This is a genomic window from Lentzea sp. NPDC004789, from assembly GCF_053601075.1.
Map to the genome: position 1 here is coordinate 169941 of NZ_JBSGBE010000006.1, position 21021 is coordinate 190961.

Sequence of the window (21021 nt, forward strand, 5' to 3'; positions counted from 1 at the left end):
ATGCTCGGCGGGACGAGGGCCAAGTGATCAGTTCAGAATGAGCTGGAGTGTCAGCTTTGCTTGCGGCACAGGACACTCCAAGATCATGGCGTGCGCGAGGAGGTCTTGACCGCGAGCTGTGGGCTCGGCTGGAACCGTTGACCCCGTTGTGCCCGAGGCGTTTCCGCGCTATCCAGGTCGCAGGCGTGCAGACGACCGGGCCGCGTTGGAAGGCATCCTCCACGCGGTGCGTACCGGGATCGACCGGAACCGGTACGCACCGCTCTGTCCGGTGCCTCGGGCTCGACCTGCTGGCGGCGGTCGACCGAGTGGCACGGGCCGGTGTCTGGCAGCAACTGCACGAGCGGCTGCTCGCCGAGCTGCGCGCCGCAGGGCTGATCGACTCCACCCATCTGCGCGCTCAAAGAGGGACCACACCGGGCCGAGCCCGGTCGATCGGCGCAAGCCCGGTTCCAAGCATCACCTGATCACCGACGTGGACGAGGTCCCGCTGGTCGTCACGCTCACCGGCGGGCATCGCAACGACGTCACCCAGCTGATCCCGCTCGTCGATGCCGTCCCATCGATCCGTGGCGTGGTCGGCAAGCCGCGTCGCCGGCCACGGCGGATCCACGCCGAACGCGGCGTCGAACACGGCTCCGGTCTCGGCACAGTCCGCTGGCCAGTCGAACGCATCTTCACCTGGCTCAAAGGCTTCCGGTGACTCCGCATCCGCACCGAACGGCGAGCCGACGTCCATCAGGCCATCCTGAGTCCGGCTTGCTCGATCATCTGCCTGCGCAAGCTCATTCTGAACTGATCACCAAGCCCCGAAGAGCGAGCTGTAGGCGTTCAGCGCGGGCTGCCCGCCGAGGTGAGCGTAGAGCACCGTCGAGTCGCGGTCGATCTCACCTGAGGACACCAGGTGGATGAGGCCCGCCAGCGACTTCCCCTCGTAGACGGGGTCGGTGATCATGCCTTCGAGGCCGGCGCCGAGCCGCATGGCCTCCACAGTGGACTCGTCGGCAATGCCGTAGGTGCCGGCGTGGAAGCGGTCGTCGAGGAGGACGTCCTCGTCGGAGATCGTGACCTCGCGGAGCTTGGCGGTGTTGTGCGCGATGCGGGTGATCTGGTCGAGCGTCTCGGCGGGTTTGGCGGAGGCGTCGATGCCGAGCACGCGGCGGTTGGTCTCACCGGCGAAACCGGCGACCATGCCCGCCTGGGTGCTGCCGGTGACCGAGCAGACGATGACGGTGTCGAAGAAGACGCCCAGCTGGGCTTCCTGCTGGCGGACTTCGTCCGCCCAGTTCGCGAAGCCCAGGCCGCCCAGCGGGTGGTCGGAGGCCCCGGCCGGGATCGGGTAGGGCTTGCCGCCGGACGCGCGGACCTCCTCGATCGCCTGTTCCCAGGCGGGTTTGACGCCGATGCCGAACTCGGCGTCCACCAGGCGGATGTCGGCTCCCATCATGCGGCTGAGCAGGATGTTGCCCACCCGGTCACTGCCGACGTCGGTCCAGTCGACCCAGCTTTCCTGCACCAGCACGGCTTTCAGGCCCGCACGTGCCGCGGCCGCCGCCACCTGACGCGTGTGGTTGGACTGGATGCCGCCGATCGACACCAGCGTGTCGCAGCCGGTGGCGAGTGCGTCGGCGACGAGGTACTCGAGCTTGCGCGTCTTGTTGCCACCGTAGGCGAGGCCGGAGTTGCAGTCCTCGCGCTTCGCCCACACCGCGGCGCCGCCGAGGTGCGCGGTCAGGCGGTCCAGGCGGTGGACCGGGGACGGGCCGAAGAGGAGCGGGAATCTGTTCACAGTTCCTCCTTGAGGGTGCCCCAGTTCTCGTCGACCAGGCGGGCGGCGAGCGCGTGATCGCCCTGCTCGCACGCGTCGATGATCTGCTGGTGCTGGGTGACGGAGTGGCGGGCGCTGGGCGAGGAGAAGCGGCTGTGCTCGGCCCGGCGGACCAGCGGCGTGTAGCGGTCGATGGTCGCGGTGATCGCGAAGTTGTCGCAGCGGTGGACGGCTACCGCGTGGAACTCGTCGTCGGCGGCCAGGGCGGCGACGGCGTCGTTGGCGTCGAGAGCCTTCTTGAACGCCTTGTTCGCGGCGCGCATCGCGGCGATGTCCTCGGCCGGCATCTCCCTCTTGACCGCGATGCCGATGGCGAGGGAGTGCATGGACTGCACGACGACGAGAGCGTCGAGCACCGGTTCCGGTTCCAGCGCGGTCACGCGGGTGTACGCGTGCGGCTTGGTCTCGACGAGACCTTCGTCGGTCAGCGTGGCGAGCGCCTCGCGCACCGGGGTGCGGGAGAGGCCGAGCTTCTCCGCCAGCTCGACGTCCTTGATGGCCGTGCCCGGTTCCAGGTCACCCCGCACGATCGCCGACCTGATCTCGGCGGCGGCCCGCTCCTTCAGTGACCCATATCCAATATATTGCATATCAGTGAGCGTAGGGCGAGGGTCTGGTGATCGCAACAAAAAGGCCCCGAGTCGTGGACTCGGGGCCTGAAGTGGTTCCGGGGCGGGCTAGACGATCGGCAGGGTGCGGCCGAGCACCGCGAACGGGCGTGGGTCGCCGGTGAACTGGTAGTGCCGCAGCACGTCCTGGAAGCCGACGCGCCGGTAGAGCTTCCACGCCTTGCTCGGACCTTCCGGCGTGGACAGCAGCACGCGGGACGACCGCACGCCGTCCATGAGGTGGCGCAACAGGTCCTCACCGAGGCCACGGCCCTGGGCGCGGGGCAGCACGTGGAGCTCGGTCAGCTCGAAGTAGTCGGTGAGCCACGCCTCGACGACGGAAGGGGACGCGACGGCCATCAGGCCGCGCCGCACCTGTTCGTGCCACCACTGCCCGGCGGCGCCGCGGTAGCCGTAGCCGATGCCGACGAGCTCGTCCTGCTCCCCCAGTGCCACGACGCAACGCCAGTCCTCGCGCATCATGTGCGCGAGCCACATCGGGGCGCGTTGCTCGACCGTGCCGGGTGGGTAGTTCATCGCGGTCACGTACAGCGCGAGCGCTTCACCGAGCCGGACGTTCAGCTCGGACGCGGACATCTCGACGATGCGCTCCAGGCGCGGCGACGCCGTCATGCCGACACCACCGCCACGCGCCCGCCGGTCAGCGCCACCAGGTCCGCGAACGTCGTGGGGTACACGGCGTGCGGATGGCCCGCGGCCGCCCAGATCTCCTCGTAACCGGACAACGCCTCGTCCACCAGGGTCTCGATCGGCGCGGGGTGCCCGACCGGCGACACACCACCGATCACCTGTCCGGTGTGCTCACGCACGAACTCGGGATCGGCGCGCTTCACCGCGTCCGCGCCGACCAGCTCGGCCACCAGCGACGTGTCCGCCCGGTGCGCGCCCGAGGTCAGCACCAGCAGCGGGGCCGCCACGCCATCGCGCACGGCGGCGAACAACAGGCTGTTCGCGATCGCCCCGACCTGCACGCCCACCGCCTCGGCCGCGGCCGCCGCGGTCCGCACGGCGTCCGGCAGCACGACGATGCGTTCGGCGGTGGCGACCGGGAGGGCTTCCGCGACTTTGCGGATTCCGGGGTGTTCGAGCGCGCTCACATCACCATCAGACCACGACTGGCCGCTACGTGGTGGGCCGGGTTGAGGAATCCATCGGCCGGGAGCTACGCTGGACGTGGCTCGAACATGTGTTCGAGTCTCACCATGCCTCGGAGGTGGGGTGGGGGAAGCACCCCACCTCCGAGAGCCGCCGGCTTCCCCTCGGCGGAGACGTCGTTCACCGACGCCACGAGGAGGCCGAGATGACTGCCATCGACTTCCCCATCCCGTTACCGCCCGCTTCCGCGCTCGCGCTGCTGCAGCAGGCCCGCGACTCGCTCGCCGAGTCCGAACGCACGCCCGAGCCGCCGGAGCGGTTCGCCACCGCCTACCTCGCCGCGTTGCGTGCTGCCGCCGCGGTGCTCGCGTTGCGCGGACGACCCCATCGCGGACGTTCGAAGCCGACCAGCGCCTGGGTGCTGCTCGCCTCGATCGCGCCGGAAATGCGTGAGTGGGCCACCTTCTTCGCGTCGTGGTCGTCCACGCGGGCCGCTGTGCTCGCGGGAATCACACGGCATGTCAACGCGCGCACGGCCGACGACCTGGTGCGTCAGACCGGTCAGTTCGTGACCCTCGTCGGCCGCGTCATGAACGAGGCCAAGCAGTGAACGCTCTGGAAGTGCTGCGCCGTGAGGCAGAACTGTTCGCCATGTCCGCGATCGGCCAGCCACCGCACAAGGGCGTGCCCGCCTGTCCCGGGCTGAACCTCGGGGAGACCGTCCGGCACGTCGGCAGCGGTTATCGCAGGGCGCTGGAGTGGATCAGACTCGGCCGCGAGCCGGAAGCCGGGGAATGGCAGGACTTTCCCGCGCAAGGAGAGGACCCGCTGGACTTCATGCGGTCGGGTGCGGAGGCCGTGCTCACCGAACTCGAGGCGCACGAGGAGCACGAGCCGTGTGCGACGTGGTGGCCGGAGCAGCAGAACTACGGGTTCTGGCGGCGGCGGCTCGCACACGAGACCACGTTGCACCGCATGGACATCCAGGGCGCCGCGGGCATGGAGGTGGGCGCGGTCACCGACGAGGTCGCGGTCGACGGCGTCGACGAGGTGCTGACGTTGTGGCTGGGGCACAAGCTGGACGTGCTCGGGGTGCGCGGTTCGCGGGAGAGCCTGGTCGCCATCCAGGTCGAGGACGACGTGTGGCTCACGCGCTGCGGTCCGCGCGGTGCGTCGGCGTGGCGCGTGGTCAACCCGGAGGACGCGCACGCCGCCGATGCGCAGGTGTCGGCGAGCCCGATGACGATGTACCGCTGGCTGTGGGGAAGGCTGCCCGACCGGATGGTCACACCGTTCGGCGACGACGACGCGATCGCGCAGCTGTGGGCGCTACTGCGGCTCGCGACCAAGTAGCACGTTCGCGGTTTCCGCGCCCGTTGCCGACAACAGCCGGTAGCGGGCGCGGCGGCCGTCGAACTCCAGCAGTGCCACGGAGTTCCCGAAGTGCGGCCCGCTGGTCTTGCGCCACCGCATCAGGTCCTTCGGCACACCGGCCAGCGTGGCGAGACCGCGGAACAACCACGCCGCGGCACGGGACCACGACAGCCGGAAGGCGGGCTCGAACACCTTCGGCGGCTCGTTGTGCACCGGCGAGCACACGAGCTGCGTCACCGTCGCCTTGGTGGGCGCGGGGAACTCGGCCTCGGCGACGTAGCTGTGGTGGACGTCGCCGGAGAGCACGCACACCGTCGCGGCGCCGTCGTTCGCGGCCTTCTCGATCATGCGGGTGAGCCGGTCGAACGACTCGCGGAACGCCGGCCAGTGCTCCAGGTCGGCCGCCTGCCGGATCTTCTCCGCGGCCCTGCCCTGCCAGCCGGGTTTGCGCGCGCCGATCTCGTTCAGGGACTGGAAGTGACTGAGCGCGTGCGGCATCAGCCACGGCAGCGACGAGCCGATGAGCAGGTGATCGCAGTCGCCTTGGGCGTTGCGTTCGAGCCAGTCGAACTCCTCGTCGCCGACCATCTGCCGCTTGCCGTCACCGAGGATGCGGCCGCAGCGCGTGTCGACCATCAGCAGCCGGGCGCGGCCGAAGTCGCGGCGGAAGCTCCACCACGTGGACTTGCGGCCCCCAGCCTCCCGGTCCGCCTCCTCGGCGAACTCCTCCAGCAACGGCAGGACGTCCGTGCCCTGCGCCTTCACCTTGGCGTACAAGGGATCCCGGGCGAGCTCCTCCGGACCGAGGTTGCCGAGGTGCTGGTACACCCAGTAGGACGCGATGGCGCCGCGGATCCTGTCGCGCCACCACGGTTTCGCGGCCATCTCCTGCCGCCACACCGCGGAGGTGTTCCAGTCGTCGCGCACGTCGTGGTCGTCGAAGATCATCGACGACGGCACGACCGACAGCAGCCAGCGGATCTCCGGGTCGCCCCAGGTCTCGTGGTAGAGGTGGGCGTACTCGGCGAAGTGCACGACCTCGCCGTCGGGTTCCTCCGTGCCGCGCCTGCGTTCGCGCAGCCACTGCTTGGTGGCCTCGGTCGGTTCGTCGGCGTAAACCTGGTCTCCCAACAGGATCAGCGCTTGCGGCCACTCCTCCTCCGGCATGCGCATGAGCCGTTGCGCGAAGGCGTCGAGGGCGTCGGGCCCGACCGGCTGGCTCGGTGCGGCGCGGCACGACCCGAAAGCGATCCTGGTGACCTCACCGGTGCGGATGACCGGTTTCGGGAACGTGCTGCCGGGCTCCGGCCAGACGAGCTCCTGGTCGAGCCGGACGTCGTACTCGGTGCGCGGGCCCAGGTTCTCCAGCCGGACGAGGGCGAAGTGCTGGCCGCCTGCCTGGAACGTCCTCGCCGTGTGCCCCGCGACCGTGACGTCGCAGGACGCGTCCGTCTCGACCCACACGGTCGCGGACGTCTCGTGCACATGCCTGAGGAGCGGTCCGAGCACCAGCTTCGCCACCCGCGAGACAGTACCCTCGCACGGGTGGAAATCACGTTCGACGCAGCAGATCCCCCCGCTCTGGCCGCGTTCTGGTCCGAGTTCGCCGGCGACGAGATCGAGCTGACGTTCGTGTGGAGCGACGCCCCGAAGATCGAGAAGAACCGGGTGCACATCGACCTGGCCTCGACCTCGCTCGAACACCAGGCGGACATCGTGGCACGCGCCCTGAAGCTGGGCGCCGAGCACGCCGACGTCGGCCAGCGCGATGTGCCGTGGGTGGTGTTGCGCGATCCGCAGGGCAACGAGTTCTGCGTCCTGGAGCCCCGGCCCGAGTACACCGGCGCGATCGCCGCCGTCGTCGTCGACTCGCCGGATCCGCTGGCCTCGGCTCAGGCGACCGGGCACCCGGTGGTGCGCAGCGGTGACGGGTGGGCTTCCGTGCGGCCGGAGCCCGGCCCGTGGCTCGAGTTCGTGCGGACCGACGACTCCGAGCCGATCACGAACCGCGTGCGCGTGCGGTGGGCCGACCCAAGCTGATATCCAATATGCGATATATCAGTTGTGCAAAAGACGTTTGCGGTCGTCCGCAAACGCCTTTTGCAAAGGCACGAATTTACGCAGGTCAGAGGGCGGCCAACCGCTCACGCAAGGTGTCGAGGCCCATCGAGCCCATCTCCAGCGCGTCCTTGTGGAAGCGCTTGAGGTCGAAGTCGGCGCCCTTGCGGGCACGGGCGTCCTCGCGGGCGGCCAGCCAGAGCCGTTCGCCGATCTTGTAGGCCGGTGCCTGGCCCGGCCAGCCGAGGTAGCGGTCGATCTCGTCACGGGCGGCCGCGGGTTCCTGCAGCGTCCTGGTGAGCATGAACTCCAGCCCCAGCTCGGGGGTCCAGCGCTCACCGGGGTGGAAACCGGTGCCCGCCGGGATCTCCAGCTCCAGGTGCATGCCGATGTCGACGATCACGCGGGCCGCGCGGAACAGGTGCGCGTCGAGCATGCCGAGCAGGTCACCGTCGTCGTCGAGGTAGCCGAGCTCGCGCATGAGGCGTTCCGAGTAGAGCGCCCAGCCCTCGCCGTGCCCGGAGACCCAGCACAGCAGGCGCTGGAAGTCGTTGAGCGTCTCCGACTGGTACACGGCCGTCGCGCACTGGAGGTGATGGCCCGGCACGCCCTCGTGGTAGACGGTCGAGGTCTCGCGCCACGTCGGGAACACCGTCTTGCCCTCGGCGATCGACCACCACATGCGGCCGGGACGGGAGAAGTCTGCCGTCGGCGGCGTGTAGTAGGCGCCGACGCCACCGCCGGGCGGCGCGATCCGGCACTCGAGGTTCATCAGCGCGTCCGGCAGGTCGAAGTGCACGTCGCGCAGGTCGAGCAGGGCCTTGTCGGACAGTTCCTGCATCCACGCCTGCAGGCCGTCCTGGCCGTGGACCTGGTAGCGCGGGTGCTCGTCGAGGTGGGCGGCGGTCTCCGCCAGCGAGGCGCCCGGCTTGAGACGGGCCGCGACCTGCTTCATCTCGGCCTCGATGCCGAGGAACTCCTCCCAGCCCCACGCGTAGGCCTCGGCCAGGTCGAGCCGCGACCCCGTGAAGTAGCGCGAGCCGAGGCGGTACCGCTCCTCGCCGACGGCGTCCTTCTCGGGTGCCTGCGGCGCCAGCGTCGTGCGCAGGAAGGAGGCGAACTCGGCGTACGCGGACGACGCGGCGGCGGCACCGGCGTCCAGCGACGACCGCAGCGCGCCCTCGGCACCGGACGAGGCGACGAACGAGGTGAAGAACGTCGAGGCCCAGACGTCGCACTGCGCGGCGACCTTGGTCACCTGGCGCAACGCGGAGACGTGACCGCGGGAAGCGGCGTGCGAGAGAGATGCGCGGAGACCGTCGAGTGCGGCGGGCACAGCGGCAAGACGGCGCCCGATCGTGGCCCAGTCGTCCGGCGTGCTGGTCGGCATCTGGTCGAAGATGTCGCGCACCGACTGGATCGGGCTCGCGATCACGTTCAACGACGACTCGGTGCGGCCGGCCTCGTAGAGCTCGTGCTCCAGACCCGTTCGCTCCAGGAAAACGGCACGCGCCGCCTCTTCCGAGGAGGACGCAGGCGTCGCGGCGGCGATGTCGGCGAGCGCGCGGACGGCGAGTTCGTCCCGTGCCGCGTGGCCCTCCGGTGAGAAGTCCGTCAGCTGGTCCTCGGATCCGGCGAAGCCCAGGTTGGTGGCGGCGATGGGGTCGAGCGCCACGTAGTCGCTGACGTACTTGTTGCTGATGTCGTGCACCGATGCCATGGCGCGAGACGCTACCTCGCGGCTGTCGACACCAAAAGGTAGTTAGTCAAGCTCACGACCAAAGGAGGGACTGCGTCGTTTGGACCGCCCTGGCAGGATGTCCGCCGTGCGTCGATCCCGGGCACTTCTCGTGCCGGTCTTCCTGCTGCTCACCCTGTTCTCGTTGAGCGGTTGTGTTCGCGTGTACGCGGCCATGGCCGTGTCGGACGACGACCGCATCTCGGGTGAGATCGTCGCGGCCACGCCGCCCACGCAGGACAACGACCCCGGTCCGCAGCTGAAGGTGCCGCCGGAGCTCGCGAGCCGGGTCACCACCAAGCCGTACCGGGTGGAGTCGTACTCGGGCACGCAGCTGTTCTTCAACGGCCTGTCGTTCGAGGAGATGCGCACGCTCACGTCGTCGACCAGCTCGTCGAACAGCCGGTACAACCTGAACTTCCGCCGGTCGGGTGATCTTGTCACGCTCTCGGGGTCGGTGGACCTCACCCAGGTGCCCGTGGAACGCGCGGACATCCAGGTGAAGGTCAGCTTCCCCGGCAAGATCGTGAACAGCAACGGCCGCGAGGAGGAGAACAACACGATCGCGTGGTCTCCGAAGCCCGGCCAGGCGTCGATGCTGCAGGCCACCGTGCAGTACGCCGGCGAGAACTCCGACTCGTTCCTCGGCTGGGCACTGCTCGTCGCCGGGCTCACCGGTGGTGCGGCGCTGATCGTCGTCGTGCTCGCCCTCATCGCGCACAAGCGCAACGTGATGACCTAGGCCCTGGCCACCAAACCCAGGCGCCCCAGCACTTCCCGCGTCGCCTTCGCCCGGTTCATCGTGTAGAAGTGCAGCGCGGGCACGCCCTCGTCGAGCAGCCGCTGGCACATCTCGGTCGCGATGTCGATGCCCGTCGCGCGGAAACCCGCGACGTCGTCGGCGTAGGGCTCAAGCCTGCGCGAGACCTCCGGCGGCAGGTCGGCACCGGACAGCTCCACGATCTTGGCCAGGCCGCGCGGCGACAGCATCGGCATGATCCCCGGCAGGATCGCCGCGGAACAGCCGGCGGCAGCCACCCTGTCGCGCAGCCGCAGGAACGGCTCCGGCGCGTGGAACAGCTGCGCCACGGCGTAGTCCGCGCCCGCGTTCAGCTTGCGCAGCAGGAACTTCAGGTCCGTGTCGAGGTCCGCCGAGCGCGGGTGGCCGTACGGGAACGCGGCCACGCCCACGCAGAAGTCACCGAGCTCGCGGACGAGCCGCACCAGCTCGTCGGCGTAGTTGAGGCCCTCGGGATGCGCGACCCACTCGCCCATCGGGTCGCCGGGAGGGTCGCCGCGCAGCGCGAGGATGTTGCGCACGCCGATGGCCGCGTACCAGCCGATCACGTTGCGCAGCTCCGCCACCGAGTGGTCCACGGCCGTCAGGTGCGCGACCGGCAGCAACGTCGTCTCCTGCGCGATCCGCCCGGTGGCGCGGATAGTGCGGTCCCGGCGCGAGCCCCCGGCGCCGTACGTGATCGACACGAACGCCGGGTCGAGCCCCTCCAGCTCGCGGACCGCCTTCCAGAGGACCTTCTCGTCCTCGGCGTCCCGCGGTGGCAGGAACTCGACCGAGAACTTGGGAGACTGCCCCTGCAGCCGATCGACCACCGACGTCATGGGCACAACCCTAGTGCCACTTCCGCCAGGTGGGACACCAGCTCATGATGTGGACGCGGGCCCCGGCATGCGCGTGGTCCGGGACACAGCGGACCATGGAGGACGTGTCCCACCACCCCATCGACGTTGCGTTGCCCCAGAGCGTCGAAGAAGCGTTGACCACGTACCTGGCCTCCCGGCGCGCGTCCGGCGAGGCGATGGACCCCAGCTTCGCGAGCGCGGTGGACGCGCTTTCGGACTTCGTGCTGGGCGGTGGCAAGCGCATCCGCCCGACGTACGCGTGGTGGGGCTGGCGCGCGGCGGGTGGCGATCCCGACGGTGAGCTCGCCGACGAGGTGCTCACGGCGGTCAGCTCGCTGGAGCTCATCCAGGCGTGCGCGCTCATCCACGACGACCTGATGGACGCCTCCTCGGTGCGCCGGGGCAAGCCGACCGTGCACATCGCGTTCGGCGCGCGGCACCGAGAGCAGGGCTGGCTCGGGTCGTCGGAGCGGTTCGGCATGTCGGCGGCCGTCCTGATCGGGGACATCGCGCTGGCGTGGGCGGACGACATGCTGTTCGCCGCCGGGCTGCCGGCCGAGGTGCTGCGGCGGATGAGCGAGCCGTGGCGGGACATGCGCACCGAGATGCTCGCCGGCCAGTACCTGGACGTGCTGACGCAGGCGCGGGGCGACTCCTCGGCGGACGCGGCGCTGCGGATCGACCGGCTCAAGACCGCCGCGTACACCGTCGAACGACCGCTGCACATGGGGGCGGCGATGGCGGGCGGCTCACCGGAGCTGATCGACGGGCTGCGGTCGTTCGGTGCCGACATCGGCGTCGCGTTCCAGCTGCGCGACGACCTGCTCGGCGTGTTCGGCGACCCGGAGGTCACCGGCAAACCCGCCGGCGACGACCTCGCCGAGGGCAAGCGGACGCTGCTCGTGGCGCTGGGCATGCAGTTCGGCGCCGATGTGTTGGACATCGCTCTGGGCAAGCCCGATCTCGACCTCGACACCGTCGAGGAGGTCCGCCGCGCGCTCGTGAAGGTCGGCGCCGTCGACGCCGTCGAGGAGCGCATCGAGGAGCTCACGAAGAGCGCGCTGGCCGCCCTCGACGCGGCTCCCGTGGCCGAGCCGGCCGCGACCAAGCTGGCCGACCTCGCGATCACCTCCACGAAGCGGGCCTTCTGAAGTCCACGACAGCTCACGCGACTGGTCGCTTGATTAACTCCTCGTGACCAGTCCGGGCCGTTGCTTGCTGACGCTTCCGCGCGTTGTGCAACGATGTTCGGGCGATGGCAGCAACTCCGTCCCTCCCCCGCACGAGCTCCGAGGTGTCTCCGCTGGAGCCCTCACCAGTCGTGCGCACGAACACCTACGCCATCCCCATCCGCACGACCATGCTCGGCCTGCTGGGCGTCGCGCTGATCGCGCTCGGCGGCATGGGCGCGGGCGCGATCCTGGAGCGCGATCCGCTGCTCGCCCAGGTCGGTCTGAGCTGGCTGCGCTACGGCCACGGCCGCGACCTCGCGAGCATGGTGCTGTACCTGGGTCTCGGCCTGGTCGTCTGGGCGTGGATCCGGCTCGGCCGGCTCGTGCGGTGGGGCGAGATCGGCGACTTCGCGGTGCTGGTCGCGGTGACGGTCTGGACGTTGCCGCTGCTCTTCGCGCCGCCGCTGTTCAGCAAGGACATCTACAGCTACCTGGCGCAGGGCCAGCTCGCGCTGAGCGGCTACGACCCGTACGAGGTCGGGCCCGCCGTGCTGCAGAGCACGCTGAGCGAGAACGTCAGCTGGGTGTGGCAGCACACGCCCGCACCGTACGGGCCGTTGTTCATCCTCGTCGCCAAGGCGATCGTGTGGATCACCGACGCCAGTGTGATCCTCGGTGTCGTCGCGATGCGCATCTCGCTCGCCGGCGGGCTGGTGCTGCTGTGCTGGGCGCTGCCGGGCCTGAGCCGGCACCTGGGCGGCCGGTCGGCGATCGCGCTGTGGCTGGTGGCGGCGAACCCGTTGCTGCTGATCCACCTGGTCGGCGGCGCGCACAACGACCTGCTGATGATCGGCCTGATGGCCGCGGGCGTACTGCTGGTGCTCGACCGCAGGCACGTGCTCGGCTTCGTGCTGCTCGGGCTCGCGTTCTCGGTCAAGGCGACGGCGGTCGTCATCCTGCCGTTCCTCATCTGGATCTGGGCCGCGCGCCTGGACGGCGACAAGCGCGCCCAGTTCCGCAAGGCGCTGCTGCCGGGGGCGGCGGCGTTCCTCGGGGCGTTCGTGGCGTGCACGCTGGTCGCCGGGGTGAGCCTCGGCTGGATTCCCGCGCTGCGCAGCTCGTCGATGATCATCAACTGGCTGTCGATCCCGAGCGCGGTCGGCGACTTCGTGCGCATGGTCGTGAACTGGTTCGTCTACGTCGACGGCGGCATCTTCATCGGTGTGGCGCGGGCGCTCGGGTCGGTCCTGCTGATCTGGATCGCCTGGACGCAGTGGTGGGCGGCCAGGGACGGCGAGGTCCGCGACGGCATCCGGCGCGGCGCGCTGACGATGCTGGCCGTCGCGCTGCTGTCCCCCGCGACGCTGCCGTGGTACTTCAGCTGGCCGCTGGCGCTCGCCGCCGGGTTCATGTGGACCACGGGCGCGCTGGTGACGGCGTCGCTCGCCTCGGTCTTCCTGCTGCTGGTGACGTTCCCGAACGGCGACACGGCGCTGTACTCGTGGGGCTACCTGTTCTTCGCGCTGATCGTGTCGGCGCTCGCGGCGCGGTCGCTGGTGAAGCCGGACCCGTTCGGCCTGTCCACCCGGTACGAATGAACGCCGATATATTGGATATCGGTGCCGCGTACGCCGCGTGCCGCCGGGTCAACGCGCGGTACGGCAAGACGTTCTTCCTGGCCACGACGCTGTTGCGCCCCGAACAGCGTCCCGCGGTGCACGCGTTGTACGCGTTCGCACGGTGGGCCGACGAGATCGTCGACGCCGCGGGAGTCGACGACCGCGAGGGCGAGCTGAACCGGCTGGAGCGGCTGCTCGACAAGCAACCGTCGAACCCGGTCCTGCACGCGCTGGCGGACACCATGCGCCGCTACGACATCGACCGGTCGCTCTTCACGGACTTCCTCGCGGCGATGCGGATGGACCTCGACGTCACCGAGTACGCCGACCTCGACGCGCTCGGCGTCTACATGCACGGCTCGGCGGAGGTCATCGGGCTGCAGATGCTGCCGGTGCTGGGCACCGTGGTGCCCCGCGCGGAGGCCGAACCGTACGCGGCCCGGCTCGGCGTGGCGTTCCAGCTGACGAACTTCCTGCGCGACGTCGGCGAGGACCTCGACCGCGGCCGCGTGTACCTGCCGCAGGACGTCCTCGGCGCGCACGGCGTCGACCGCGACCTTTTGCAATGGGTTCGCCATCATCGTCGCGCAAACATCCGGGTGCAACGGGCGCTCGACGAACTCGTTGCTCACTCGTATGCGATATATCAGTCGGCGCAGCCAGGCATTTCGATGCTGTCGCCGGCGTCGAGGCCGTGTGTGCAGACGGCGTACACCCTGTATCGCGACATCCTCGGCCTCGTCGGCTGCGAGGTGCTGTGGCGACGGGTCGCGGTGCCGAACTCCCGGCGTCTCGCGGTGGCAGTGCCCGGCGTCGGCCGGGCACTGCTCGCGCGTGTGATGACCAGATGAAACCGGCGTCAGATGACGACGACTCCGACGATGTTGGACGTCGCGGAGGCGTAGACACTGGTGCCCGGGAAGTAGAGGCGCAGGTCGGCGGAAGCGTCGATGGTCAGCTTCGCGGTGAACGTCGAGTTCGGCGTGCAGGACTTGGTGTAGATGTTCGTCCACGTCGAGGCGCCGACCTTGACCTGGGCGAACACGTCGAGGCCCAGGGTGAGCTGACGCCCGCCGCCCTCGGCGCCGAGCTTGCCCTTGATCTGAAGCTGGTTGCCCTTCTTCAGCTTGACCTTGGCGCCACCCGCGTCGAGTTCGAGCGTCGTCGGCTTGGCCTGCACGGCCGGGGCGGCCACGGCCGCGACCGGCGAGAGGAGCAGCCCGACCGCGGTGAGGCCGGCCAGCAGAGTCTTGGTGATCATGGGAACCAGTTCAGGGGTTCCGGACGTCTCACGCCTGCGGAGACGCCCGGAACCGCCACATCGTGTGAACTAGAAGCCCATGGCTTGCGCGCGTCGCTTTACCTCACGCCCACGGTCGCCGCGCAATGCTTCGATCGGAGTGCCAGGGAGGCTCGAGTCCTCCGTGAAGAGCCAGCGCAGGATCTCGTCCGTGGAGAAGCCCTGGTCGCGCAGCACCGTGATCGTGCCGGGCAGACCCTTCACCACGGTTCCGGCGGCGAGGAACGCTTCGGGAACGACGAGAACGCCGTCCCGCCGCTCGGCGAGCAGTTGCCCGTCGCGCAGCAGTTGGTGGACCCGGGTGACCGGAAGTCCCATTCGGTCGGCCACCTCGGGAAGAGGAAGAACCTCCAGGTCGGCAGCCAGTACATCCGCAGCGGCAGGAATCGCACTCACGGGGGTCACGATGCCATAACCGAACTGTGAACGCCCTTCCGCCAACCGGGTCATCCTGAGCTTTACCATCTCGCACTGTGGAGAGGTCGGTTTCGAACGTGATGGGTGGACTGCTCGAGCAGCGCTACCGGGTGGACGCCGTGCTCGCGCGCGGTGGCATGTCCACCGTCTATCGAGGTCGCGACACCCGCCTCGATCGCGATGTGGCCGTCAAGGTGATGGATCCGCACCTGACGGCGGACCCCGCGTTCGTCGCGCGGTTCGAGCGCGAGGCGCGCGCGGCAGCCCAGTTGCATCACCCGGCCGTGGTGTCCGTGCACGACCAGGGCGTCGACGGTGACCAGGTGTACCTGGTGATGGAGCTGATCGACGGCGGAAACCTCCGTGACCTGCTGAACCAGCGCGGCAAGCTGCCTCCCGCCGTTGCGTTGAGCATCCTCGGCCCCGTGCTGTCCGCGTTGGGCGCCGCCCACCGCGCCGGGCTGGTGCACCGCGACGTGAAGCCGGAGAACGTGCTGATCGGACCTGGTGGCCAGGTCAAGGTCGCGGACTTCGGACTGGCCCGCGCGGTCGCCGAGAACGGCGTCACGAGCGACAGCGAGATCCTCGGGACTGTGGCGTACCTCTCACCTGAACAGGTGGAGACGGGGGCCGCGGACGCGCGCAGTGACGTCTACTCGGCCGGAATCGTGCTCTACGAGATGCTGGCGGGCCAGGCGCCGTATCGCGGCGAGACGCCGATCTCGGTGGCCTACCAGCACGTGAACTCGGACGTCCCGTCCATCCCGGAGATCCCGCTGGCGCTCGACACGCTGGTGCGCAAGGCGACGCGGCGCGACCCGTCGCTGCGCCCGGCGAACGCGGACGCGTTCCTCGCCGAGCTGGAACGGGTGGGATCGGAGCTGGGACTCACGCCGCAGCCGGTGCCCGTTCCCGGCACGGCGCCGGAGAACGACAGGACCGTGATCATGCGGCCGGTTCCGGTCGCGGTCGGCGCCACTCCCCCGTCGGTCGCCGAGGCGACCCGGCCGGTCCAGCCGGTTCAGCCGATGCAGTCCGCGATGACCACCGTCCACACGGGCCCGCCGACGCCACCTCCCGGCATCTCCGCCACGCGCACGATGGCGCGGCCCGAGCAGCCACGTCGCCGCCCGCCCCAGGCCCGTGCCAAGAAGCCGAAGGTCGATCCCGTCGAGGAGGAGCGCAAGCGCCGCAAGAGGCTCTTCATCATCTGGGGATCCGTCGTCGCGGTGCTGGCGGTGATCGTCGGACTGTTCGCCTGGTACCTCGGCGCCGGCCGCTGGACGGCGATGCCGGCGGTGGTCGGGCAGTCCGAGCAGAACGCGTCGCAGCTGGTTCGGGCGGCGGACCTGACCGCGTTGATCGACAAGGTCCCGTCGGACGACGTGCCGAACGGGCAGGTCATCAGCACCGAACCCGCCGCGGGCACGGAGCTGCGCAAGAGCCAGTCCGTGAAGCTCGTCGTGTCGCGCGGCAAGCCCGTGGTGCCGTTCATCAACGTCGGTGTCGACGTCGAGGCCGCGACCAAGGAGATCGAGGCGGCGGGCCTGAAGGCGGCCAAGGACCCCACCAAGGACGCGTTCCACGACACCGTGCCGATCGGCAAGGTCGTGGCGCTGGAACCGCGGGCCGGGACGTCGGTGAAGATCGGCAGCCCGGTGATCCTGGTGCTGAGCAAGGGACCCGCGCCGCGCAGGCCGGTGCCGAACGTGGCGGGCAAGTCGAAGGACGACGCGTTCGCCGAGCTCCAACGCGCCGGTCTGGAACCGGTCGAGGCTGGCGGTCAGGACGCCGCGAACGGCGACGACGCACGTGCGGTGCGCACGGACCCGCCCGCGGGCACCGTGCTGGACCCGACGGCGAACAAGCGCGTCACCGTGTTCTTCCAGGACAACTCGGAGGTCGAGGTCCCCGAGGTGACCCGGCTGAAGGTGCGCGAGGCCAAGGAGGAGCTCGAACGGGCCGGCCTGAAGGTGAAGGTCGAGTTCAACCGGAGCAACAACGCGACCGTCGTGAACCAGTCGATCCCGCCGCGGACGAAGGTGCGGCGAGGCACCGAGATCACGATCTTCGGCCTCTGACCCCGCGCTGGGAGCAAAGCGAAGGGCCCCGCGTTCTCGACGCGGGGCCTTTCGTTCTTCAGCTCGTCTTCAGCAAACCCGCTACGAGCGCAGCATCTCCGCGACGAGGAACGCGAGCTCCAGCGACTGCTGCGTGTTCAGGCGCGGGTCGCACGCCGTCTCGTAGCGGCCGGCGAGGTCGTCGTCGGAGATCTCCTGCGCGCCACCGAGGCACTCGGTGACGTCCTCACCCGTGAGCTCGATGTGGATGCCACCGGGGTGCGTGCCGAGCCGGCGGTGCACCTCGAAGAAGCCCTGCACCTCGTCGACGATCCGGTCGAAGTGCCGGGTCTTGTAGCCGGTGCTCGACTCGTGGGTGTTGCCGTGCATCGGGTCGCACTGCCAGATGACCTTGTGGCCGGACGCCTCGACCTTCTCGATGATCGCCGGCAGCACGTCGCGCACCTTCTGGTTGCCCATGCGCGAGATCAGCGTCAACCGGCCCGGCTCGTTGCGCGGGTCCAGCCGCTCGACGTACTCCACCGCCATCTCCGGCGACGTCGTCGGGCCGATCTTGAGACCGATCGGGTTCGCGAGCATCTCCGCGAACGCGATGTGCGCGCCGTCGAGCTGACGGGTGCGCTCGCCGATCCACACGAAGTGCGACGACAGGTCGTACAACCGCGGCTGCTCACCCGTGGTGTCCAGGCGCAGCAGCGCGCGCTCGTAGTCGAGCAGCAACGCCTCGTGCGAGGCGAAGATCTCCGTGCCGTGCAACGACTGGTCGGTGACACCGCACGCGGACATGAACTTCAGGCCGCGGTCGATCTCACTGGCCAGCGCCTCGTACCGCTCGCCCGCGGGCGAGGTGCGCACGAAGTCGCGGTTCCAGTCGTGCACCCGGTGCAGGTCCGCCAGACCCGCGCCGGTCAGCGCGCGCAGCAGGTTCATCGCGGCACCGGCGTTGGCGTAGGCGCGGATCATCCGGCTCGGGTCCGGGATGCGGGCCTCGGGCGTCGCGACCAGGGAGTTGATGATGTCGCCTCGGTAGGACTGCAGGCCGAGGGCGTCGATGTTCGACGACCGCGGCTTGGCGTACTGCCCGGCGATGCGGCCGACCTTGACGACCGGCAGGCTCGCGCCGTAGGTCAGAACCACGGCCATTTGCAGCAGGGTCCGGATGTTCGCGCGGATGTGCGGCTCGGTGTTGTCCGCGAACGTCTCCGCGCAGTCACCGCCCTGCAGAAGAAACGCCTCACCGTTCGCGACCTGCGCCAGTTGCGTGTGCAGCCGGTCGATCTCGGCGGGCACGGTGATCGGCGGCACGCTCTCCAGCACGGCCCGCACACGACGCACCTGTTCGGCGTCGGGCCACTCCGGCTGCTGGGCGGCGGGACGCGACAGTGCGTCGTCCAGGCGCTTGCGCATCTCGGGAGGCAGCGGCGGAAGCTCGGGAAGCGTGTCGATGGGCACGTCCACGGTCCAGTTCACGCTGCTCATCCTAGTTGTCCCACACTGAGAGACCGGGCCGGGCCTGTCAGCAGTTCGCGGGGTGTTGGCCTGGGCGTCATTCGATGGTGTAAAGCGCGGTGAGGTCTGTTACTTGTCAACCATCGACCTCTGCCCTGTTGAGACGACACATTGCATGATGTGGCCATGAATGCCACCCGATTGGATGACAGCACCGCGACCCGGCTGCTGGCCATCGCGATCGACAACATCCAACGCGACCACCCGGTGCATTGGACGCACGTCATCGACGGCGACGACCGGCTGATCCCGCAGCGGGTGCTGCACCCCGTGTTCGCCGGGTCGTTCGACTGGCACTCGTGCGTGCACCAGACCTGGCTGGCGGTGCGGCTGCTGCGGCTACGGCCGTCGCTTCCGGGGGCCGATCTGGCCCGCGACGCGCTGGACAAGGTGATCACGCACGAGAACTGCGCCGTCGAGGCCGCGTTCTTCGCCTCACCGGCGGGACGGCACTGGGAGCGGCCGTACGGGTGGGCGTGGCTGCTGCTGCTCGACGCGGAACTGCGCTCCTCCGGCCTGCCGTGGTCGGTGGCGCCGATCGCGGACGTCCTGCGCGACCGGTGGCTCGAGTGGATCTCGGCCGCGCGGCTGCCGGTGCGCACCGGGACGCACGGCAACACCGCGTTCGCGACCGCGCTGGTGTTCGACGCCGCTCAGGTGAACGGCGACTTCGAGCTGGCCTCGGCGTGCGTCGACGCGGCACTGCGGTGGCACCGCGACGAGTCCGCGTACGGAGGCTTCGAGCCGGACGCCGCCGACTTCCTGTCCCCCGCGCTGACGACGGCCGACCTGATGCGCCGGGCTCTCGACACCGCGGAATTCGGGACGTGGTTCGACGCGTACCTGCCGGAGCTCGACGCGGACCGGTGGCGCGTGCTGCGCGAGCCCTTCCCGGTCGACGACCCCGCTGACCCCTACGGCTCGCACCTGGCCGGGCTCGCGTTGTCCCGCGCCTGGAACTGGGAGGCGATCGCGGACGCCCTCCCGGCCGGGCACCGGTACGCCGAACTGGCCCGCACGGCCTCCGCCGCCCACCGCGAGGCCGGCTGGACCTACGTGTTCGGCGGCCACGGCTACATGGCCGACCACTGGCTGGGCACGTTCGCCGCCTACCTCGACGTGAAGGCCTTCTGACCAGCACAAACTCTCGTTGTGCAAAGAACGTTTGCGGACGTCCGCAAACGTTCTTTGCACAACTGATATATCGGATATCGCTCATCGAAGACGCGCTGCCGGTGATCGCACTGCTCGGCTCACGGGGGTGAGCGCGGTCGCTGACGTCCCGCAGCGCGTTGGCCACCCTCGTGGCGCCGAACACGACGTCGCGACCGGGTTGGACGTCGACGGTGTGCGCCTCGTCGTCCGGGGTCAGCCTGGGCAGACCGAACTCTCCCCGGCATGGCGGTCGTCGCTCATGCGAATGCCGTACGTCGGACGCGTCGCGCCCGACGTACGGCATCGGCGATATATCGGATATCAGCTTCGGCGATCAGGCGCCGAAGAAGACCTCGGCCTCTTCGTAGCGCTCCGCCGGAACGGTCTTGAGCTCGGCCGTCGCCTCGGACAGCTTCACGCGCACGATGTCGGTGCCGCGCAGCGCGACCATGGTGCCGAAGTCGCCGGCCGCGACGGCGTCGACCGCGTGCAGGCCGAAGCGGGTCGCGAGGACGCGGTCGTACGCGGTCGGCGTACCGCCGCGCTGGATGTGGCCGAGGATGGCCGCCCGGGACTCCTTGCCGGTGCGGTCCGCGATCTCCTCCGCGAGCCACTGGCCGACACCGCCGAGGCGGACGTGACCGAAGGCGTCGCGCTCACCGGAGTGCAGCACCTCGGCGCCGCCCTCGGGAATCGCGCCCTCGGCGACGACGATGATCGGCGCGAACTCGCTCTCGAAGCGGCGCTCGACCCACTCGACGACCTTGTCGACGCTGAACGGGCGCTCGGGCACGAGGATGACGTTCGCGCCACCGGCGAGACCGGAGTGCAGCGCGATCCAGCCCGCGTGCCGGCCCATGACCTCGACGACGAGCGCACGGTGGTGCGACTCGGCCGTGGTGCGCAGGCGGTCGATGGCCTCGGTCGCGATGTGCACGGCCGTGTCGAAGCCGAACGTGTAGTCCGTGGCGCCGAGGTCGTTGTCGATCGTCTTCGGCACACCCACGACGCCGATGCCGTCATCGGTGAGGCGCTTGGCGACACCGAGCGTGTCCTCGCCGCCGATCGCGATGATGGCGTCGATGTTGTTGGCCGCGATGGTCTCGCGGATGCGGTCGACACCGCCGTCGACCTTGTACGGGTTCGTGCGCGACGAGCCCAGGATGGTGCCACCGCGGGTGAGGATGTCCTCGACGTCCGCGAGGCCGATCGGCTTGGTGAGGTTCTCGATCGGACCCTGCCAGCCGTTGCGGAACCCGACGATCTCCCAGCCGTGTGCCTTGATGCCCTTGCGGACCACGGCCCGGATCACGGCGTTCAGACCGGGGCAGTCACCACCGCCAGTGAGCACACCGATGCGCATCTGCTTGCCCAATCTCTCGTGTTCTGTGTCACTCAGACTTTC

The 21021-nt window shown here is 69.6% G+C and carries 20 protein-coding genes and 1 pseudogene; 10 read left to right on the forward strand and 11 right to left on the reverse strand.

Annotated elements, in window-relative coordinates:
• Window positions 1-56: 56 nt before the first annotated feature.
• Window positions 57-799: pseudogene (locus tag ACWEIJ_RS15970) on the forward strand (transposase).
• Here the strand turns inward: ACWEIJ_RS15970 and ACWEIJ_RS15975 are convergent.
• From ACWEIJ_RS15975 to ACWEIJ_RS15990, 4 genes are all read right to left on the reverse strand, one after another.
• Window positions 800-1789 (reverse strand): 1-aminocyclopropane-1-carboxylate deaminase, encoded by a 990-nt coding sequence (locus ACWEIJ_RS15975; RefSeq protein ID WP_449837916.1) that lies wholly within the window; start codon window positions 1787-1789, stop codon window positions 800-802.
• On the reverse strand, window positions 1786-2418 hold the full coding sequence (locus ACWEIJ_RS15980; protein ID WP_449837917.1) for a GntR family transcriptional regulator: 633 nt from the start codon (window positions 2416-2418) through the stop codon (window positions 1786-1788). The genes ACWEIJ_RS15975 and ACWEIJ_RS15980 overlap by 4 nt, the downstream gene beginning before the upstream one ends.
• An 87-nt stretch (window positions 2419-2505) precedes the next feature.
• Window positions 2506-3069: a GNAT family N-acetyltransferase gene (locus tag ACWEIJ_RS15985; RefSeq protein WP_449837918.1), complete on the reverse strand. Its 564-nt coding sequence runs from the start codon at window positions 3067-3069 to the stop codon at window positions 2506-2508.
• On the reverse strand, window positions 3066-3554 hold the full coding sequence (locus ACWEIJ_RS15990) for a YbaK/EbsC family protein (RefSeq protein ID WP_449837919.1): 489 nt from the start codon (window positions 3552-3554) through the stop codon (window positions 3066-3068). Before ACWEIJ_RS15990 ends, ACWEIJ_RS15985 begins: the two co-directional genes overlap by 4 nt.
• Window positions 3555-3757: 203 nt before the next feature.
• Here ACWEIJ_RS15990 and ACWEIJ_RS15995 point away from each other — a divergent pair, with 203 nt between their 5' ends.
• Both ACWEIJ_RS15995 and ACWEIJ_RS16000 read left to right on the forward strand, forming a co-directional pair.
• A complete protein-coding gene (locus ACWEIJ_RS15995) occupies window positions 3758-4162 on the forward strand; it encodes an SAV_6107 family HEPN domain-containing protein (protein WP_449837920.1) in 405 nt (134 codons plus the stop codon).
• Complete coding sequence (locus tag ACWEIJ_RS16000; protein WP_449837921.1) at window positions 4159-4905, forward strand: maleylpyruvate isomerase N-terminal domain-containing protein; 747 nt, start codon at window positions 4159-4161, stop codon at window positions 4903-4905. The genes ACWEIJ_RS15995 and ACWEIJ_RS16000 overlap by 4 nt, the downstream gene beginning before the upstream one ends.
• On the opposite strand, the gene ACWEIJ_RS16005 is transcribed toward ACWEIJ_RS16000, so the two are convergent.
• Window positions 4882-6447: an alkaline phosphatase D family protein gene (locus ACWEIJ_RS16005; protein WP_449837922.1), complete on the reverse strand. Its 1566-nt coding sequence runs from the start codon at window positions 6445-6447 to the stop codon at window positions 4882-4884. The two genes, ACWEIJ_RS16000 and ACWEIJ_RS16005, sit on opposite strands and share 24 nt — an antisense overlap.
• Before the next feature lie 24 nt (window positions 6448-6471).
• On the opposite strand from ACWEIJ_RS16005, the gene ACWEIJ_RS16010 reads away from it, so the two are divergent.
• Window positions 6472-6966: a VOC family protein gene (locus ACWEIJ_RS16010; protein WP_449837923.1), complete on the forward strand. Its 495-nt coding sequence runs from the start codon at window positions 6472-6474 to the stop codon at window positions 6964-6966.
• An 85-nt stretch (window positions 6967-7051) separates the two neighbouring features.
• On the opposite strand, the gene ACWEIJ_RS16015 is transcribed toward ACWEIJ_RS16010, so the two are convergent.
• Window positions 7052-8704: a DUF885 domain-containing protein gene (locus tag ACWEIJ_RS16015; protein ID WP_449837924.1), complete on the reverse strand. Its 1653-nt coding sequence runs from the start codon at window positions 8702-8704 to the stop codon at window positions 7052-7054.
• A 97-nt stretch (window positions 8705-8801) separates the two neighbouring features.
• Between ACWEIJ_RS16015 and ACWEIJ_RS16020 the strand changes: the two genes are divergently transcribed.
• Window positions 8802-9464, forward strand: coding sequence for a DUF3153 domain-containing protein (locus tag ACWEIJ_RS16020; RefSeq protein WP_449837925.1), 663 nt, complete (start codon window positions 8802-8804; stop codon window positions 9462-9464).
• Here ACWEIJ_RS16020 and metF read toward each other — a convergent pair.
• Window positions 9461-10342 carry a methylenetetrahydrofolate reductase [NAD(P)H] gene (gene metF, locus ACWEIJ_RS16025; RefSeq protein ID WP_449837926.1) on the reverse strand — a complete coding sequence of 294 codons (882 nt, stop codon included), beginning with the start codon at window positions 10340-10342 and terminating at the stop codon, window positions 9461-9463. The genes ACWEIJ_RS16020 and metF overlap by 4 nt on opposite strands.
• A 95-nt stretch (window positions 10343-10437) precedes the next feature.
• On the opposite strand from metF, the gene ACWEIJ_RS16030 reads away from it, so the two are divergent.
• From ACWEIJ_RS16030 to ACWEIJ_RS16040, 3 genes are all read left to right on the forward strand, one after another.
• Window positions 10438-11514: a polyprenyl synthetase family protein gene (locus tag ACWEIJ_RS16030; protein ID WP_449837927.1), complete on the forward strand. Its 1077-nt coding sequence runs from the start codon at window positions 10438-10440 to the stop codon at window positions 11512-11514.
• Window positions 11515-11618: 104 nt separating this feature from the next.
• Window positions 11619-13133: a polyprenol phosphomannose-dependent alpha 1,6 mannosyltransferase MptB gene (mptB, locus tag ACWEIJ_RS16035; protein ID WP_449837928.1), complete on the forward strand. Its 1515-nt coding sequence runs from the start codon at window positions 11619-11621 to the stop codon at window positions 13131-13133.
• A complete protein-coding gene (locus ACWEIJ_RS16040) occupies window positions 13130-14005 on the forward strand; it encodes a phytoene/squalene synthase family protein (RefSeq protein WP_449837929.1) in 876 nt (291 codons plus the stop codon). Before mptB ends, ACWEIJ_RS16040 begins: the two co-directional genes overlap by 4 nt.
• Before the next feature lie 8 nt (window positions 14006-14013).
• Here ACWEIJ_RS16040 and ACWEIJ_RS16045 read toward each other — a convergent pair whose 3' ends face one another.
• Complete coding sequence (locus ACWEIJ_RS16045; protein WP_449837930.1) at window positions 14014-14415, reverse strand: hypothetical protein; 402 nt, start codon at window positions 14413-14415, stop codon at window positions 14014-14016.
• A 69-nt stretch (window positions 14416-14484) separates the two neighbouring features.
• Entirely contained in the window at window positions 14485-14850 is a 366-nt protein-coding gene (locus ACWEIJ_RS16050) for an Rv2175c family DNA-binding protein (protein ID WP_355444013.1), read from the reverse strand.
• A gap of 77 nt (window positions 14851-14927) precedes the next feature.
• Between ACWEIJ_RS16050 and pknB the strand changes: the two genes are divergently transcribed.
• Window positions 14928-16952, forward strand: coding sequence for a Stk1 family PASTA domain-containing Ser/Thr kinase (gene pknB / locus ACWEIJ_RS16055; protein WP_449837931.1), 2025 nt, complete (start codon window positions 14928-14930; stop codon window positions 16950-16952).
• Window positions 16953-17033: 81 nt separating this feature from the next.
• On the opposite strand, the gene ACWEIJ_RS16060 is transcribed toward pknB, so the two are convergent.
• Complete coding sequence (locus tag ACWEIJ_RS16060; RefSeq protein WP_449837932.1) at window positions 17034-18422, reverse strand: class II 3-deoxy-7-phosphoheptulonate synthase; 1389 nt, start codon at window positions 18420-18422, stop codon at window positions 17034-17036.
• A 165-nt stretch (window positions 18423-18587) separates the two neighbouring features.
• On the opposite strand from ACWEIJ_RS16060, the gene ACWEIJ_RS16065 reads away from it, so the two are divergent.
• Window positions 18588-19595 carry a DUF2891 domain-containing protein gene (locus tag ACWEIJ_RS16065; protein WP_449837933.1) on the forward strand — a complete coding sequence of 336 codons (1008 nt, stop codon included), beginning with the start codon at window positions 18588-18590 and terminating at the stop codon, window positions 19593-19595.
• Window positions 19596-19950: 355 nt separating this feature from the next.
• On the opposite strand, the gene ACWEIJ_RS16070 is transcribed toward ACWEIJ_RS16065, so the two are convergent.
• Window positions 19951-20979, reverse strand: a complete 1029-nt coding sequence (locus ACWEIJ_RS16070) for a 6-phosphofructokinase (protein WP_449837934.1) — start codon at window positions 20977-20979, stop codon at window positions 19951-19953.
• Window positions 20980-21021 lie beyond the last annotated feature (42 nt).